Annotated in this window: 12 protein-coding genes; 5 read left to right on the top strand and 7 right to left on the bottom strand. The window is 41.5% G+C overall.

The window, feature by feature from the left end; genetic code table 11:
- The first annotated feature begins 26 nt into the window (after window positions 1-26).
- A complete protein-coding gene (locus OCK74_RS18345) occupies window positions 27-1,193 on the top strand; it encodes a redoxin domain-containing protein (protein ID WP_279298528.1) in 1,167 nt (388 codons plus the stop codon).
- A 55-nt stretch (window positions 1,194-1,248) separates the two neighbouring features.
- On the opposite strand, the gene recO is transcribed toward OCK74_RS18345, so the two are convergent.
- Window positions 1,249-1,986 carry a DNA repair protein RecO gene (gene recO / locus OCK74_RS18350; protein ID WP_279298529.1) on the bottom strand — a complete coding sequence of 246 codons (738 nt, stop codon included), beginning with the start codon at window positions 1,984-1,986 and terminating at the stop codon, window positions 1,249-1,251.
- A gap of 130 nt (window positions 1,987-2,116) precedes the next feature.
- On the opposite strand from recO, the gene OCK74_RS18355 reads away from it, so the two are divergent.
- Complete coding sequence (locus OCK74_RS18355; protein ID WP_279298530.1) at window positions 2,117-4,474, top strand: efflux RND transporter permease subunit; 2,358 nt, start codon at window positions 2,117-2,119, stop codon at window positions 4,472-4,474.
- A gap of 98 nt (window positions 4,475-4,572) precedes the next feature.
- Here the strand turns inward: OCK74_RS18355 and bcp are convergent, their stop codons facing one another.
- Window positions 4,573-5,043 (bottom strand): thioredoxin-dependent thiol peroxidase, encoded by a 471-nt coding sequence (bcp, locus tag OCK74_RS18360; RefSeq protein ID WP_279298531.1) that lies wholly within the window; start codon window positions 5,041-5,043, stop codon window positions 4,573-4,575.
- 47 nt (window positions 5,044-5,090) lie between these two features.
- Entirely contained in the window at window positions 5,091-6,782 is a 1,692-nt protein-coding gene (locus OCK74_RS18365) for a M23 family metallopeptidase (protein ID WP_279298532.1), read from the bottom strand.
- A gap of 148 nt (window positions 6,783-6,930) precedes the next feature.
- Here OCK74_RS18365 and OCK74_RS18370 point away from each other — a divergent pair, with 148 nt between their 5' ends.
- From OCK74_RS18370 to OCK74_RS18380, 3 genes are all read left to right on the top strand, one after another.
- The gene (locus OCK74_RS18370) at window positions 6,931-7,152 is read left to right on the top strand and encodes a hypothetical protein (protein WP_279298533.1); all 222 of its coding nucleotides are present in this window, start codon (window positions 6,931-6,933) and stop codon (window positions 7,150-7,152) included.
- Between the two features lie 218 nt (window positions 7,153-7,370).
- Window positions 7,371-10,196 carry a carbamoyl-phosphate synthase large subunit gene (gene carB, locus OCK74_RS18375; protein ID WP_279298534.1) on the top strand — a complete coding sequence of 942 codons (2,826 nt, stop codon included), beginning with the start codon at window positions 7,371-7,373 and terminating at the stop codon, window positions 10,194-10,196.
- Between the two features lie 159 nt (window positions 10,197-10,355).
- Complete coding sequence (locus OCK74_RS18380; RefSeq protein WP_279298535.1) at window positions 10,356-10,829, top strand: DinB family protein; 474 nt, start codon at window positions 10,356-10,358, stop codon at window positions 10,827-10,829.
- Between the two features lie 164 nt (window positions 10,830-10,993).
- Here OCK74_RS18380 and OCK74_RS18385 read toward each other — a convergent pair whose 3' ends face one another.
- From OCK74_RS18385 to OCK74_RS18400, 4 genes are all read right to left on the bottom strand, one after another.
- The gene (locus OCK74_RS18385) at window positions 10,994-11,413 is read right to left on the bottom strand and encodes a hypothetical protein (protein ID WP_279298536.1); all 420 of its coding nucleotides are present in this window, start codon (window positions 11,411-11,413) and stop codon (window positions 10,994-10,996) included.
- A gap of 10 nt (window positions 11,414-11,423) precedes the next feature.
- Entirely contained in the window at window positions 11,424-12,170 is a 747-nt protein-coding gene (locus tag OCK74_RS18390; RefSeq protein ID WP_279298537.1) for a hypothetical protein, read from the bottom strand.
- A gap of 36 nt (window positions 12,171-12,206) precedes the next feature.
- On the bottom strand, window positions 12,207-12,761 hold the full coding sequence (locus OCK74_RS18395; RefSeq protein ID WP_279298538.1) for an RNA polymerase sigma factor: 555 nt from the start codon (window positions 12,759-12,761) through the stop codon (window positions 12,207-12,209).
- A 385-nt stretch (window positions 12,762-13,146) separates the two neighbouring features.
- Window positions 13,147-16,179: an AsmA-like C-terminal region-containing protein gene (locus OCK74_RS18400; RefSeq protein ID WP_279298539.1), complete on the bottom strand. Its 3,033-nt coding sequence runs from the start codon at window positions 16,177-16,179 to the stop codon at window positions 13,147-13,149.
- Between the last annotated feature and the right edge of the window lie 211 nt (window positions 16,180-16,390).

Here is a 16,390-nt window from a genome sequence, read left to right on the forward strand (position 1 = left end):
CCCATAACTTTTAATTTGTAACGAAAATGCGAACACTTATTTATAGTTCCCTTTTATTGTTGATTGCTTGCAACAACAATAAACAGTCATCTTTTGAAGTAGAAGGCTCAATCAAAAATTCAGGTGCCAAAACAGTTTATCTCGAAGAGGCTTCTATCGGCTCTTTCAGGCCGGTGATTGTTGATTCGGCAAAACTGGATAAGGACGGCAAGTTCTTAATGGATGCCCTGGCAAAAGAAGAGACCATTTACAACCTCCGTCTTGATGAAAATGTATATCCTGTGGTTTCCTTTATCAACGATAGTAAACATATTACCATCAACGCTGACTTAAAAGGACAGGAAGTTTATACGGTAAAAGGTTCACATGCAAGTGAACAGCTAAAAGAATTCTTACATACCAGTGGTGAAAAACTTCGTTCTATTTACAATTCCAACCGCACCATCGACAGCCTGCAAAAAGCTGCTGTTGGCGATAGTATTATAGGGTTGCATGTAACGGAACATACCAATACTGTCAATGAATTGAAAAAATATACAGCTGATTTTATCAGCAAAAGTAAGAGCGCTGCTTTAAGTGTTTTTGTCTTAGGTACTTTTCAAAGCATGGCTTCCAACCCAGCCTTTGCAATGGACGGATTTTCCAATGAAGAATTGCAACAGTTGATCGGTCAGACAGCAGCTAAATTTCCAGAACATCAGGGTGTTGCCTCCATCAACAAAAGTATGTTGGCAGAAATGCAAAAAGCAAAAGCAGTTGCCGCTTCAAGCCTCCTGAACAAGCCTGCTCCTGATTTTACGCTGCCCGATGTGAACGGCAACCCCGTTTCTTTGTCATCCTATAAAGGCAAATATGTGCTTGTGGATTTCTGGGCAAGTTGGTGCCGTCCATGTCGCATGGAAAATCCCAATGTAGTGCAGGCATACAACAAGTTCAAGGATAAAAACTTTACTGTTTTAGGTGTCTCCCTTGACCGGCCAGATGGGAAAGACGATTGGGTAAAAGCGATCCAGGATGATAAACTCGCATGGACCCATGTCAGCGATCTCAAATTCTGGGAAAGCTCAGTTGTTCCTCTTTATCATTTTGAAGGTATTCCCTATAATGTCTTGGTTGACCCCACCGGTAAAATCATTGCCGAAAGCCTTCGCGGCGAAGACCTGGAAAGAAAACTATCAGAAGTTTTAAAGTAAACTTATCGTTTGAGGTTTATAATTATTCTTTAATAATTATTAAACCTCAAACCCTCTAACTCATCATCTCTCTCAAAACCGGTAGCGTTTTCAAACTGCCAAAGTCCGGAATATGTAAGGCATAATATTGTTCATATGCACTCAAAAGCCTTCTTCTGAATTCCTGGTTTAAATGCAGGTCTTCCAATTCCACTGGATTCATCACTTTTAAAATATAAGAAGTAACCTCGGCTTCCTTATCCTGTAGATAATTAGAATGTTCTGGCGGCCCTGCTACAAAAACACCTTCCTGTAAGTCTAAATAGGGATGCTCTTCAGAAAACTCATCACTGATCCTGAATCCAAAGAACACAGCCAGGTGAAGCGCAAAGAACAGAGGAAAATTAGCAGTAATGGTTACAGAAGCAGAATCCAAATGCAATAAAGCGTCTTCAATAAAGTAAAAAAGGTCCGCATTGGGTTCGGGTTCCTTCAAACATTTGTTCAACAACTCCATCATAAAGAGTGAAACAGCATTCTTCGGAACATCCGAATAGATGTGCTGGTACAAATGCGCCCATTTAAACTCTCTGATCCGCTGCAAGCTGTTTGACTCGTTATGATACACAACTAAGTCCAATATAGACGCCGGTTGGAACATACTCGCCTTAGGGCTGCTCTTTTTAGTAGCCGTTCGTACGCCATTCACCATATAAGATTGTAGCCCGAACAACTCAGTATATATAGAAACCACGAGGCTGGTCTCCCCAAACTTTACATTCCTTAAAACAATACCTTTGGTTTTATGAATCACAGATCGATTATAATGGGGGTAAAATAATAAATGCAAATGTAAACCGCTCCCCCTTCTCCCAATAAATCTTACTTAAAAATCCCCCAAATCCACGGTTGCGGTTACCTTTGCCGACTTAAACCAGTTTCTTATGTGGAAAGCCCTAGGAGAAAATGTCCTCCGCTATCGTTTCGTGTTACTCACCATTTTACTTGCAGCCACCACCTATATGGGCTGGCATGCCAGTAAAGTGAAGTTGAGCTATGAATTCGGTAGAGCCATTCCAACAAATAACCCCAAATACATTGTTTATCAGGAGTTTAAAAAGAAGTTTGGCGAAGACGGCAATCTCCTTGTTATAGGCATCCAAAGCAAGGATATCTTCCAGCAGTCTGTTTTTAATGACTACGTCCAACTGCACAACAACTTGAAAGGTGTAACCGGGGTAGAGGATGTGATCTCTCTTCCAGCCTCCATTAACCTGGTAAAGAATTATGAGACCGAAAAACTGGAGGCCGAACGCATCTTCCCGGAAGGCAACCTGTCTCAGGCCCAGATCGATAGCAGCAAAGCAATTTTTCTTTCCCTGCCTTTTTACCGCGGTCTCCTATACAATCCGGAAACACAGGCCTGGCTTATGGGCGTTCGCATCAATCGCGACCTGCTGAACTCTCCCAAAAGAACTAAAATCGTTGACGACATTACTGCGAAGGCAAATGCCTTTGGCCAAAAACATAATCTGGAGATGCATCTAAGCGGCTTACCCCTCATCCGCACTGAGATGGCCGACCGTATTGCCAATGAAACCAAGTGGTTTACTTTTATTTCTATTGCTCTATCGGCAGTGATCCTGCTGCTTTTCTTCCGTTCTGTGAGCGCTATGTTTCTTTCCCTGGCAGTAGTGGTTATCGGCGTCGTTTGGAGCTTCGGTACGATGGATTTGCTTGGCTACAAGATAACTTTGTTGACGGCTTTGATCTCTCCTTTAATTGTAGTAATAGGCATTCCGAATTGTATTTACTTCCTCAATAAATTCCATACTTCCTTTAGGGAGACTGGTCACAAAGAAAATGCAATAGTACAGATGATTGAGAAAATGGGTATTGTGACCCTTTTCTGTAACATCGCAGCTGCCATTGGCTTTGCCGTTTTCGCCCTTACAGAAAGCACTATTTTAAAGGAGTTCGGTATAGTATCTGGCATCAACATCATGATGCTGTTCTTTATATCGCTCATCCTGATTCCCGCAGTATTGAGCATGATGGGAGTTCCCAAACCAAAACATACACGTTACTTGGAAAACCCGACTTTACAACGTTGGCTCACCAGGTTGGAGCGTTGGGCTATCCACCACCGGAAACTGATCTATGGCGTTACCGCCGTTGTGCTACTGATATCTATAACTGGTATGATGCGATTGAAGAGTGTTGGCTATATAGTAGACGACCTGCCGCAAACAGATAAAATATATACCGACCTCAAGTTTTTTGAAACCCACTTCAAAGGCGTAATGCCATTGGAAATCGTCGTAGATACTAAAGAGAAGAACGGCATAAGGAAAGGAATGCTAAAAACCTTGACCGGTATGGATTCCCTGACGCAATACCTGGCATCAAAACCTTACATCGGTAAACCGCTAAGCATTGCGGAAGGACTGAAGTTTGCCAAGCAGGCTTTCTTTGAAGGCGACAGTGCCAACTTTTCATTACCATCAGAATACGACCTGCCAGCCTTACAGCCTTATCTTTCCATGCGCAGCAGTGAGGGCTCGCAAAACTCATTTACAAAGCTGGTGTCATCATTCATGGATAGCACTCGCCAGCGTGCCCGCATCAGTGTGAGCATGCAGGATGTAGGAAGCGCCCGCCTGCCTTTGATATTAGACAGCATTCAATCAAAAGCCAATAGTTATTTAGATACATCTAAATACTCAATTCAATTGACCGGTACTTCTGTTACCTTCCTGGAAGGTAGTCGTTATATCATCAATGGTCTGAGGGAAAGTATTTTCTGGTCCTTCTTGCTGATCGCTCTTTGTATGTTGTACCTGTTCCGTTCTGTAAGGATCTTGCTCTGTTCATTAATTCCAAACGTAATTCCGCTGGCTATTACTGCCGGTATTATGGGATGGGTAGGAGTTCCGTTGAAGCCTTCTACAGTACTCGTGTTCAGCGTGGCCTTGGGGATTGCGATAGATATTACGATACGGTTTTTAGTCAACTACAAGCAGGACCTGAAAAAGTACGAATTCAATCCCGAGCGGACTGTAATTAATACAATTCATTCCACAGGCTTGAGTATTATTTATACTTCCATTGTGTTGATTGCTGGGTTTGTGATCTTCTGTTTCAGTGGTTTTGGTGGTACAAAAGCTTTAGGTTGGCTCACCTCCTTAACTTTAGTCACAGCTACAATTACGAACTTGGTATTATTACCAGCTTTACTGATCAATCTGAATAAAGGAAGGGATAAAATCAGGAGAAAGACAGGAGATACTGTTGCATCATAAAAAAAGTAAAGACCTATAAGATTACCACAACCTTATAGGTCTTTACTTTTCAAGCGATAGTACCTATTCACCATTCACAACTTACCATTCGCCATTGCCTATTCCCCGCTCACCTTTTCAATGATCTCTTCTGCATGCTCCTGTGTCTTAGGCCTTTTGAATATCTTCACGATTTTGCCATTTTCGTCAATCACAAACGTGGTACGTAAAACGCCCATAAACTTGTTCCCATACAGATTCTTTTCTCCCCATACGCCATACTTTTCAATGATCTCTTTCTGAGGATCTGCCAGCAAAGTAAAAGGCAGGCTGTATTTACTTTCAAACTTCTGGTGACTTGCAGTATCATCTGGACTCACCCCAAGAATTTCAAAACCATTTTGTTTCAGTAAAGCATAATTGTCACGCAGGTTACATGCTTGTGCGGTACATCCAGGGGTATCATCTTGAGGATAAAAATAAAGCACTACTTTCTTGCCCTTATAATCACTCAACGAAACCTTCTTTCCATTTTGATCAACGCCTGTAAATGAAGGCGCATCTTGTCCAACTTCTAAATGTGTAGCCATAAAAAAATTATTTTTAAGTGTAGTTTAAAATGATAATCATCTATCATCTATCGCACCACCCTCCATTCTCGCTCCGTAACATTCCCCGCTTCATCTTCAACAATTACTTTCAATGAATGTTCACCTTGAGGAAACTTCTCATCAAACTTATATATATAAGAATAACCCTTGTCATTGGTAAAGCGAAGCCATTGGCCGTCGACTTCTGCTCTGAACATTTTGATCTCTTTAAAGTTATCAGTAGGAACAAAAACAAGCCTGCTAGCTCTCCTTAAATCGGTTACCGGTGCATTTACCGAAGGAGGCTCTTGGTCTATAAATGCCTGGTACGTACCAAACTGGCGGAACTTCGCCACAAACCAGCCATTCTGCCACTTTGCTTTTCCAACAACAGTACGACTGCCGGAAATACTTTTAATAATTACTTTATCTCTGTCTTCAGGCGCAACAGCAAGGGAAGGCTTTATTCTTACTGTAACTGAATCATGTGATGGAATAGCTGCACTGCAAAATGTATAAACCGGTGAAACAGCATTGCCCGATGCAACACCACTGTTACTGAATGTGATAGGTACTGTATCATAAATTGTATACTCTGAAGTATACAATTCAAAATTGTCCGATTCGAAAATGTTTACATTCTGAGGAACCAATCTGGACGAAGTATTGTTTTGTATTGGTTTGGCTAATGTGCCGTTATATTGAATGTTGAAGGCAAGAACAGAGGTATTCAGTGCTGCATCCATTACTTCTATTTTGATACTATGCATCGTAGTGTCTGGAAGAACAATAGCTGCATCCGGATATGTTGATGTATACACATTGCTGGTATCACCAGGCATCTTGTTTAAATGTTGCAAATAGGGCCCGCCGGCATGCTTATAACGATAATCAATTTGTGCATTGATATACCTTGTTTCATTATAGTCGATGCTGTCCAGTACAAAACCAGATTGGAATACGCCATCTAAAAAAATCTTGGCACAATATACCCCCACAGGATTTGCTGAACCACTAAAGCGGTCACTAGCGCCAATGGCAAAACTGAGCTTGTTGCTGCCTACTTTCAACAAATTAGACATTGCCAATGTGTAATTAGCCCCTGTTTTACGGATGGGAATCATTTGCGGAGATTGCATATAAACGCTTTTGTTTGCATCGTACATGGCCAGTCGTGAAATAGTTGGCGGCACAGCATCAGGTATAGGAAAACCAAAAAGAAGTGGATTCAAACAATTATCAGTCTTCGTATCACGGATTTCAAAATGCACGTGCGGACCTTGTGAGCCACCAGTATTGCCGCTGTAGGCAATAAAATCTCCTTTTTTTACAGAAAATAAAAAGGGGGGTAATGTGAGCTCTACTGCCCAACTTTCCAGTCGGTATTGCTGCTCTTTTATATACTGTTCCAGGGCTGGGTAAAAATCATTCAGGTGGGCATACAATGTGGTGTAACCATTGGGGTGTGCAATGTAAATGGCTCTGCCAAAACCACTTGGTTCGATCTTGACTTTAGTAATATAACCATCCGCAGCAGCATAAACAGGAAGGTTTTCTCTCTGCTGTGTGCGTATGTCCAAACCCATGTGCCAATGGTTGGGGCGCAATTCCCCAAAGTTGGCAACCAATGCCATTGGAACATTCAACGGGTGACGGAAATAGCCATTAGGATAATCTTTCTCTTGGGCTCTGGGAAGTAAAAAAAATAAAAGTATTACTGTGGTTAGGGTTAATTTCATCCAATTCATTCGTGCTTCCTTTCTCTTTAAAAAAACTTGTGCAAGTTAGTTCATCAATCTTTATTCCACCATCCCCCCCACCTAAAAACGGTATGATATTTTATTGTATTAATTAGAGACATTTCTTTAACCATTAAAATTATAAATTATGACTAGAAAGTCTGGTATGGGGCTGGGTAGTCTTCTTTTAGCAGGAGCTGCCGCATTTGCCTATTACAAATACTCTAAAATGAGCGATCAGCAAAAACGTGATCTGGTAAATGGATTGAAGGAAAAAGGAAAGAAATTCTACGATGAAAAGGTTCCCGAAAGCGTGAAAGACATTTTTGCCAAGAAAGCAAGTGCTGCAGATGGTTTTACACATGCATAATTAATTTCATTGAACTTCAATTCTTAAGGGCTGCAGATCGTAGCCCTTTATTTTTGCTTATTGGATAGTTAATCCTGCCGGTTTGTAGAAAAGACTTGACTTTAAAAGCTGCATTTGTCCTACATTTGCACCCCGGATTAAAGTCCGGTTTTTTTGTATATATAGGTGAAGGTTTTTTATCCAACATTCACCATAGACAAACGTTCTTCAATTAGACTATGCCTAAAGATTCATCTATAAAATCAGTCCTCATCATTGGCTCGGGACCAATTGTTATAGGACAAGCGTGTGAATTCGACTATTCCGGAACCCAGGCTGCCAGAAGCTTACGGGAAGAGGGTGTAAAAGTGATCCTCATTAACAGCAATCCGGCTACCATTATGACTGACCCCATGATGGCGGACCGTGTTTACCTCCTGCCTCTAACGGTGGAAAGCATTGAGCAGATCCTGGAAGAAAATCAAATTGACGCCGTTTTACCTACCATGGGTGGACAAACTGCCTTAAACCTGGCCAAAGAAGCCGAGGACCTGGGCATTTGGGAAAAATTCGGCGTGAAACTGATTGGCGTGGATATCAAAGCCATCGATAAAGCCGAAGACCGTGAAAAATTCCGCCAATGGATGATTGAATTGGGCGTAAGTGTGGCGCCTGCTAAAACTGCCAACTCCTTTTTGGAAGGTAAAGAGTACGCTCAGGATATTGGTTTTCCCCTGGTGATCCGTCCTTCATTTACGTTGGGTGGAACCGGTGGTGGTTTCGTGCACGATAAGGACGAATTGGATGAAGCGCTGACACGCGGTCTGGAGGCTTCACCCATTCACGAAGTGCTGGTAGAAAAGGCCGTTCTGGGATGGAAAGAATTTGAGCTGGAACTGCTGCGTGATGCGGCAGATAATGTGTGCATCATTTGTACCGTGGAAAACTTCGACCCCATGGGTGTTCATACCGGAGACTCCATTACGGTAGCTCCTGCGATGACACTGAGTGATTCTGCTTTCCAGTTGATGCGGGATACGGCAATCAGAATGATGCGCGACCTGGGCAACTTTTCCGGTGGATGTAACGTGCAGTTCGCTTTAAATCCAGATACAGAGGAAATCATTGCTATCGAGATTAACCCCCGTGTGAGCCGTTCTTCAGCCCTTGCGTCTAAAGCAACCGGTTACCCGATTGCTAAAATAGCTGCAAAACTGGCTATTGGCTATACCCTGGATGAACTGGAAAACCAGATTACAAAAACAACTTCAGCTTACTTCGAACCAGCTCTGGACTATGTGATTGTGAAAATCCCTCGCTGGAACTTTGATAAGTTCAAAGGAGGAAACGATACACTGGGCCTGCAGATGAAGAGCGTAGGAGAGGTGATGGCAATCGGCCGCAGCTTTACTGAAGCTGTGCAAAAAGCCTGTCAAAGCCTTGAGAACAACGCCGTAGGTCTGGGCTATTATGGCAAAAGCCAGATGCATGCCGAAGAGTTGATCGAATATATCAAGACTCCGAAGTGGGACCGCATCTTCCGTATAAAAGATGCCCTGATGCTGGGGGTAAGTGCAAAAACCATCGTAAAAGCTACCAATGGCATAGATCGCTGGTTTATTTATGAGATCCAGAAATTGGTGAATATGGAAAAGGAGATCGCCAAGTACAAACTGGAAACTTTGCCGCTGGAACTGCTGCGTGATGCTAAGGTGCATGGCTTTAGTGATGAGCAGATCTGCCGCATCATGAACGACGGTACTGAAGATAAATTATACGAAAAGCGCAAAGCAGCAGGTATTACCCGCGTGTTTAAAATGGTGGATACTTGCAGCGCCGAATTCGAAGCAAAAACACCTTACTTCTATTCTACTTTCGAAGCAGGTCACTCCAACGAAAGCAAGGTTACAGATAAAAAGAAGATCATCGTTCTGGGAAGTGGTCCTAATAGGATCGGTCAGGGCATTGAATTCGACTATTGCTGCGTACACGGCCTATTAGCAATCAAAGAAAGTGGCTACGAGGCCATTATGGTGAACTGTAACCCTGAAACAGTATCTACCGATTTCGATATGGCTGACAAGCTTTACTTCGAGCCGGTTTACTGGGAACACTTGTGGGAAATCATCGAGCACGAAAAACCCGAAGGTGTGATCGTGCAACTGGGTGGACAGACAGCATTAAAGTTGGCTGAACGCCTGACCCAGAAAGGAATCAAGATCATCGGAACTACCTTCGATAACATGGACATCGCCGAAGATCGTGGTCGCTTCAGCGATATGCTGAAAGAACTGGATATTCCTTATCCGGATTATGGTACTGCCTATTCTGTAGATGAAGCTGTTGAAGTGGCTAACCGTGTAGGTTATCCTGTCCTGGTTCGTCCAAGTTATGTATTGGGTGGCCAGCGCATGCGGATCGTGATCAACGATGAAGAAGTGGAAAAAGCAGTGGTAAGCATTTTGAAACATGTCCCGGGTAATAAAATATTGATCGACCATTTCTTGGATCGTTGCCAGGAAGCAGAGATTGATGCCATTTTCGATGGCGAAGAGTTTCACGTAATGGGTGTAATGGAACACATTGAGCCTGCTGGTATCCATAGCGGCGACAGTAATGCTGTACTTCCTGCATTTAACCTGGCGCCACTTGTGGTAACAACTATGGAATATTATGCTGAGAAGATAGCGCGTGCACTGAACATTAAAGGCTTGATCAACATTCAGTTCGCGATTAAAGACAGTAAAGTGTATGTAATCGAAGCCAACCCAAGGGCTTCTCGTACTACTCCGTTTATAGCTAAGGCATATGGCATTCCTTACCTCAATGTAGCTACCAAGGTGATGATGGGAGAGAAGAAATTGAAAGACTTTGACTTTGAGAAAAAACTCAATGGTTTTGCGATCAAAGAACCAGTATTCAGTTTCAATAAATTCCCGGGCGTAAGTAGGGAATTGGGACCTGAAATGAAATCAACCGGTGAAGCCATCCGTTTCATCAAAGATCTTAGAGATCCTTACTTCAGAAAGCTGTATAAAGACCGCAGCATGTACCTGAGTAAGTAAGACCGTTGATGGAAGGAAGTAATTTCAGTTAGACTTTATTTCTAAATATTTGTAGACCACAAAAGTTTAATAAACCTTTGTGGTCTTTTTTTATGGCTACTTTAATAGTGTGATTGTAACATAATAGTCCATTAATTCAAGTCTATAAATGTATCAACCATGAACAACGAAATTTTATTCCTGATTGCTCAATTAAAAGATGCATTCGAAGGCGAACCTTGGTTTGGAAGACCTGCACTAAAATTACTGGGAGAGGTTACCGAAGACATCGCCTTTCAGAAACCAAACGGCCAGCATAGCATTGTAGAACTTATATGGCATATGATCAACTGGAAAGAGTTTGCGATCAATTGCCTCAGGCCGGGGAATGAAAAGAACCTTCAATTATTTGAACAAAATGATTGGAGAAATTTGGACCATTCCAATAAAGATCTTTTTCAGGATGGCATAAAAAAATTACAGCTGGCGCAGGAAGAATTAGTAAATATTTTACAAGTGCAACAGGATGATATACTCGAAAATGATGTTCCTGGAAGAACTTACTCATTTAGAAAGTTACTGCATGGAGTTGTGCAACACGACATCTACCACTTGGGTCAGATCGCTTATATTAAAAAGTTGTTGGGGAAATAAAATCAATGTAACTGAAGCTGGACAAGACTTCTAGGCTTTTTCAAATTGAGATAACCTATCCTGTTAATTATATAAATCTGCGGCAATAAAAAAGGCCTGCCCTAAAAAGAGCCGGCCGTTGCTAACCTATGAAAAACACCAGAGCCAAATATAGAGTAAAAACTCTACTCTTGCAACGGCCCACCTAATCTTTTATCAGAAAGATTATGATTTCTGTTCTGCATACGCTCCATTCTTATCTTTTTTACTTCGTCTACAAAGTCCCGTTCGTATGCAAAAACATCATTACTACGCTTATCCCCTACAATAGGTTTAAACTGATCTCGGTATCTGACTCTTAGTTCGGTAACTTTTTGCTGGAGCACCAGTTTGTCATCCTTATTTTCACGGGTTGTCCTTTTTAGGTCATTGTAATAGTTAAAGAACACCGGTTGAAAGCGCTCTGCTTCAGCTTTGGACAAACCCAGTCTACGTTGAATGTATTCTGTCATTCGCCCGGATATCTTATCTCCGTCATCATCTTGAGCAAACGAAGCAGATGCAGTTAATAATAAAATACAAACTGTGTATAATAATTTTTTCATGATCTTCATTTTAATTCATAAACAAGGTCTCGCCATTGCCAGAGGGGACCTGGCTTAAAAAGGCGTCCAATTCCGTGTCTGATACGTCCTTCAACATCTTTTCAATATCCTGGCTTTCTTGATTTCCCTTTTTGGCTGTTTCTGTTCCATTCCCATTTCCAAAAGAAATTGTTTTAATAAATTCCTCAATTTCCTGGTTACTTACGTTTTTCAACTTTTTAGCAATCCACGATTCAGATTGTTCTGTAGGATCAATATTGTTCCTGTTCGAAAAGTATACAATACTGCTCAGTGCAACAATGCCAATCAATACTGCTGCTGCAGCATAGCGCATCCAACTACGATTGAATGAAATAACCTTTCCCTTGGGCTTTGCTACCTTATCAAGAACTTGGTACGGCAATTCATCAAAATATCCCGCAGGTATTTCATATGGCATTGCCCTGCCCACAACAGAAAATACCTCAGGTAAATGCTCTTCCTGTATCAATTCAGGAAGACTTTTGGTTGCCTCGCTAAAGTAATCTTCGGGTACAGAAAATGGCATTTTACGGGAAATCCCTGCCAAAAGTGGTGAAAGAGTAGACAGCTCATCCGATGGCGTAACAGCTTGTTTACCTTTTATTTTAGCCAGTACTCCATCTGCAAAGCGTTCAAAATAACCTTCGGGTACGTTAAAAACGGGCATTTTAACGTTAAAAGGTAAACTGCTGTTCATTTCCATCAATTCGCTTTGTATGTGTGTCCGGCTATCCATATCTCGTTCTTTAAGACTCAATAATTGTTCTTAAGTTTAATGATTTTTGATATAATCTTCAATTTTTTTCACCGCATGGTGATAACTGGCTTTTAGAGCTCCTTCGCTAGTCTCCAACACACGACTCATCTCTTCATATGGCATTTCGTCATAATATCGCAGGTTGAACACTAGACGCTGTTTTTCTGGCAATTGTTGTATCGCCAATTGAAGTTTCCATTCCAGTTTATTGGCATCAAAGTGCTTATCTGCAATAATTTTATTGCTGAGCCCCGTCTCCACATCACTCAGAGATATGGCAGATCGCTTTTTCTGGCTTTCCATGAAAGTAAGGCATTCGTTAGTGGCAATCCGATACAGCCAGGTATACAAACGCGCGTCTTCACGGAAATTTTCAAGTCCGTTCCAAACTCTTATAAATACATTTTGCAATACATCGTTGGCATCATCATGATCTACAACCATGCGTCTTATGTGCCAATAGAGCTTTTCCTGGTATTTTTTTATAATAGTTGTAAAAGCCCGCTCTTTGGTATCAGGATTTCGGAATTGAATCAATAATTCTGCATCACTTTGATCGGTCAATATCATTCAGTAAAATTAAAGATGTAGCAAATGTAATTTTTTCTCTGTATCACTAAATTCCTCCTTCGGTGCTAATGCAAACGTGAAGTATGTATACTCCCTACTTACTCCGTACCAACTCCGTACTTAAGCCGTACCATAGCCGTATCTAAGCCGATGCTACCTCGACCATCCTTCGATCATCCTTCGACTATCCTTCGACCATCTTTCGACTATGCTTCGATCTGAATGGAGTAAATGCTCATAAATAAGGGGAAAACAACCTACAGGCAGAACGCCCTAAAAAGCCCTGAACGGAGTCAATGGAGCTGCACCTAAAGGTACAAAACCAACCCCCACCTTCCAAGTTTTGAACCCCCTCACTTTACCTTTCTCCCATTCGTCATTCCCTTCACTCTTCTGCTGGCTTCTTTTTCTTAAACACATTCTTCAAAGTATTCTTAATAGTCTCTGCAGCCTTCTGCTTTGTGCTGTCCAGTCCATTTCCTTTATCGGCAGAATCTTTAGGACCAAACAGTTGCTTATTCAATTCATTTTTCAAATCATTGGCTACTTGCTTTTTCACGGAGTTCATAGAATCTTTAAATGTCTGCTTGGTACTATCAATTTTCTGCTGGGCAAAACTTACAGCTTGCTGCTTTAACTCCTGGGCCGCATCGCCGGCTACGGCCTTCAAATCAGTTTTAATTACGGGATTCGTAATACTTCCACCCATACTTACCTTCAGGTCCACTACTTCTCCAAGATTTACCGGTATGCCCCTGTTGGATGCTTGGGACGCAAGGTTATTGACAAGAGCATTACCCCCGGTACCAAGATATTTCCGTGGAACTTTCATCGCAATAATATAATCGATGGTCTGATCAAAGCCATGCATGCCGCCTACCTGCATATCAATATCTTTTACCTTGATATCAAATGGCTTTACCAGTACCTGGCCGTTAGAAAATTCAACATGACTCTTCACGTCCTTTAGACTGATGTTCTTGAGTTCATTGATCTGCAAGGTGCTGGCTAATTTCTCTAATGGTTGAAACTTAGCGAGTACGCCCTGGATCAAAAACAAGCTGCCCTTACCCGTAAGACTGCTAAAGTTGGGCATCATATCTCCATTTAGTTGGCCACTCATGTTCATTTGTGATGTAAGCTTCCCTGATAAAAATTTACCGATCGGCATCAGCTTTTGCATCGTGTTATATGCGAAAAAGGCTTTTTGAATATCTACGTCTTTGATGTTATAATTGATACTGATAGCAGGTTGTGCCTTGTTAACTTTTGTCGAATACGAACCATTGAAAGCAATTGTGCCATCCAGTGCTTCTGTTTGTACCTGCTGCAGTTGAACCGTTTCTTCTTTCAACAACAACGAACCTCTTACATTGTTATAAACAACTTTATCGTATTGAACGGCATCAGCTTTTGCATTAACCGTAAGATTCAGATTAGCCGGTACCTGGAAGGGTTCAGAAGATACGCTGCTCGTTGTGGTTGTTGTATCTGTTCCCATCCATTCATTAAGGTTCATTTTATCCGCTGTCATGTTTACCGTTCCTGTCAAAACTTGGTTCTGCAAAGCATATCCAATAAGGTTGTTCAGAACACCATTAGCTGTAAAATGAGTACCCTGGAACTGGGCATCAAGGTCATTCAGTGCTACATTCTTCGGGTCAAATTTCAATTGCGCAGTGTTCACCTTTACACCTTCCGGGTATTCTTTGGAGATGTAGTTCGTGTTCTTAAGATGAACAACTCCGGTAGTGTTGATCTGGTCATATGCCTTTTTATCAATAGCCGCCTTACTACCACTAAATTGGAGGTCTGCATCCATAAGCCCGCTGATACTGGTGCCTGGTTCTAGTTGTACAAACTGTTTGATGTTGTCCAATGTAAACCTTCCGCTTGCCTTTCCGCTAAAGTCTATAGTAGAAACTGGGTTGCGAACCAGTAAGGTAAAGTCGATAGGATCCTTGCTCACTTCAATATGCCCTGATGTAATATTCACAACAGTTGCATCTGCTATACCGCCATTGTTTTCTAATTGGATTTTAAAATTGCCGTTCTGAACAGGCTGGGGAAAATCTTTTGATGCATAATACAAGTTGCGTACATCAAGGAAGCCTCCTGCTGTAAAAGGACCTTTTTGTTGTTCAATAGCGGAAAGGTTCCCCTTCGCAAAAACATCGGCCCATACTAAGCCAGATAACTTAGTAGCCGCATCTAGTTTTACAAACTTGGTCAGGTCAGCTAGATTGAGTTTCCCCTTTACAACAGCATCTATATAACGGCTGGTCTCCGGATTTTTGAACAAGAGCCTGAAGTCGAATGGCTCATTGCCCATTTCCAGGTGTCCCTTGGTAACATCCACTATAGTATGATCTGTGATACCATCCGGGTTCGCTACATGTGCAGCTAACTGTATATTTTTTACAGGCTGCGGCAGATCTGGATATTGGAAAAAACCATCTTTGATTCCTAGGTCAACTTGATATGCTGGTATTTGTTGAGGACTGTAAGTCCCTTTTACAAATCCTTTGAATGATGCTGTGCCGCTGGTCTTTAACTTGTCGAAATCATTCTTATAAATAGCTGGCACAAGCGATAATATATCTTTAAAATCATTGGAAGGAGCATTGAAGCTGATATCCATATTGTAAGTACTGTCATTCAGCAGTTGAAAAAAGCCATCAACCCCTAGCTTTAAATTATTAACAGCGATATCAGCATTCTTAAAAGTAAACTTCGTGGTCTTGTTATCCACTTCTATGTCAGCATCAATATCTGTTTCTGCATTCACCAGATAAGGCATATTAGCATAGGAAAAACTGGCAGAGCCCGCTTTGGTGCTGGTAGAAAGTGTAAACAGATCGTCTGTGAAATTGCCGCTTCCTTCATGATTCAAACCGATGATCTCTGCATGGATGCCTGCACTTTCATCTTTGTAAAGCACATAGCCATCATTGATCTCGTACTTCTTCAGTTTCAATGAAAAAGACGAACTCGTATCTGTTGATACACTGCTCGTAGTATCTTCTTTAGTAATATCCCAGTTAGCTTTGCCCTCTTTATTTACTAATGCATGGATGCGTGGCGCATCAAGGTAAACACCTGAAACATCTATATCTTTTCCGCTTACCAGGCTCAGTAGATTAACAGATGCATCAATCATGCTGGCACTAAGTAATGTGTCTTTCGAAAATTCATGCTTACCTACAATTGAAATATCTTCCAATCCTACCGAGACTTTCGGAAAATGCCGGAAAAAAGACAGGCTAACATCCTTGAATTCAACTTTGGCTTCAACATTTTTCTGAATCTCCGACTTCACCAACTGAATGATCTTGTCTTTGAATAGGAATGGAAGAACAAGTGCCAGAACTAGAAGTACTAACAGTGTAACGCCGGTATAAGCAAGAACTTTTTTCATAAGTGGATAAATTGGCTTTGTTAAAAGAAATGTATGATTTTTAAAGGTGAATTAACATCTAAGCTAAGTACTATCTGCTTTAAAAGATTGGTAAAATCTCTTTGAATATACATTGTTTTCGATGGAAGGGCTTTACCTGTTTGCAAATTCAATCAAAAAGAAAGCAGGCACCAGGCCTGCTTCTATAAACTAATGATTTCTAATCACAATA

It is taken from the genome of Paraflavisolibacter caeni (genome assembly GCF_025628885.1).
GTDB classification, from domain to species: Bacteria; Bacteroidota; Bacteroidia; order Chitinophagales; family Chitinophagaceae; genus Flavisolibacter; species Flavisolibacter caeni.

What these genes read in the sequence shown, in the direction of transcription:
- OCK74_RS18370 (WP_279298533.1), top strand. Translation starts at nt 6,931, where the DNA reads ATGACTAGAAAGTCTGGTATGGGGCTGGGTAGTCTTCTTTTAGCAGGA.
- OCK74_RS18385 (WP_279298536.1), bottom strand. Translation starts at nt 11,413, where the DNA reads ATGAAAAAATTATTATACACAGTTTGTATTTTATTATTAACTGCATCT.
- OCK74_RS18395 (WP_279298538.1), bottom strand. Translation starts at nt 12,761, where the DNA reads ATGATATTGACCGATCAAAGTGATGCAGAATTATTGATTCAATTCCGA.
- OCK74_RS18390 (WP_279298537.1), bottom strand. Translation starts at nt 12,170, where the DNA reads ATGGATAGCCGGACACACATACAAAGCGAATTGATGGAAATGAACAGC.
- OCK74_RS18365 (WP_279298532.1), bottom strand. Translation starts at nt 6,782, where the DNA reads ATGAAATTAACCCTAACCACAGTAATACTTTTATTTTTTTTACTTCCC.
- OCK74_RS18345 (WP_279298528.1), top strand. Translation starts at nt 27, where the DNA reads ATGCGAACACTTATTTATAGTTCCCTTTTATTGTTGATTGCTTGCAAC.
- bcp (WP_279298531.1), bottom strand. Translation starts at nt 5,043, where the DNA reads ATGGCTACACATTTAGAAGTTGGACAAGATGCGCCTTCATTTACAGGC.
- OCK74_RS18380 (WP_279298535.1), top strand. Translation starts at nt 10,356, where the DNA reads ATGAACAACGAAATTTTATTCCTGATTGCTCAATTAAAAGATGCATTC.
- OCK74_RS18400 (WP_279298539.1), bottom strand. Translation starts at nt 16,179, where the DNA reads ATGAAAAAAGTTCTTGCTTATACCGGCGTTACACTGTTAGTACTTCTA.
- OCK74_RS18355 (WP_279298530.1), top strand. Translation starts at nt 2,117, where the DNA reads ATGTGGAAAGCCCTAGGAGAAAATGTCCTCCGCTATCGTTTCGTGTTA.
- carB (WP_279298534.1), top strand. Translation starts at nt 7,371, where the DNA reads ATGCCTAAAGATTCATCTATAAAATCAGTCCTCATCATTGGCTCGGGA.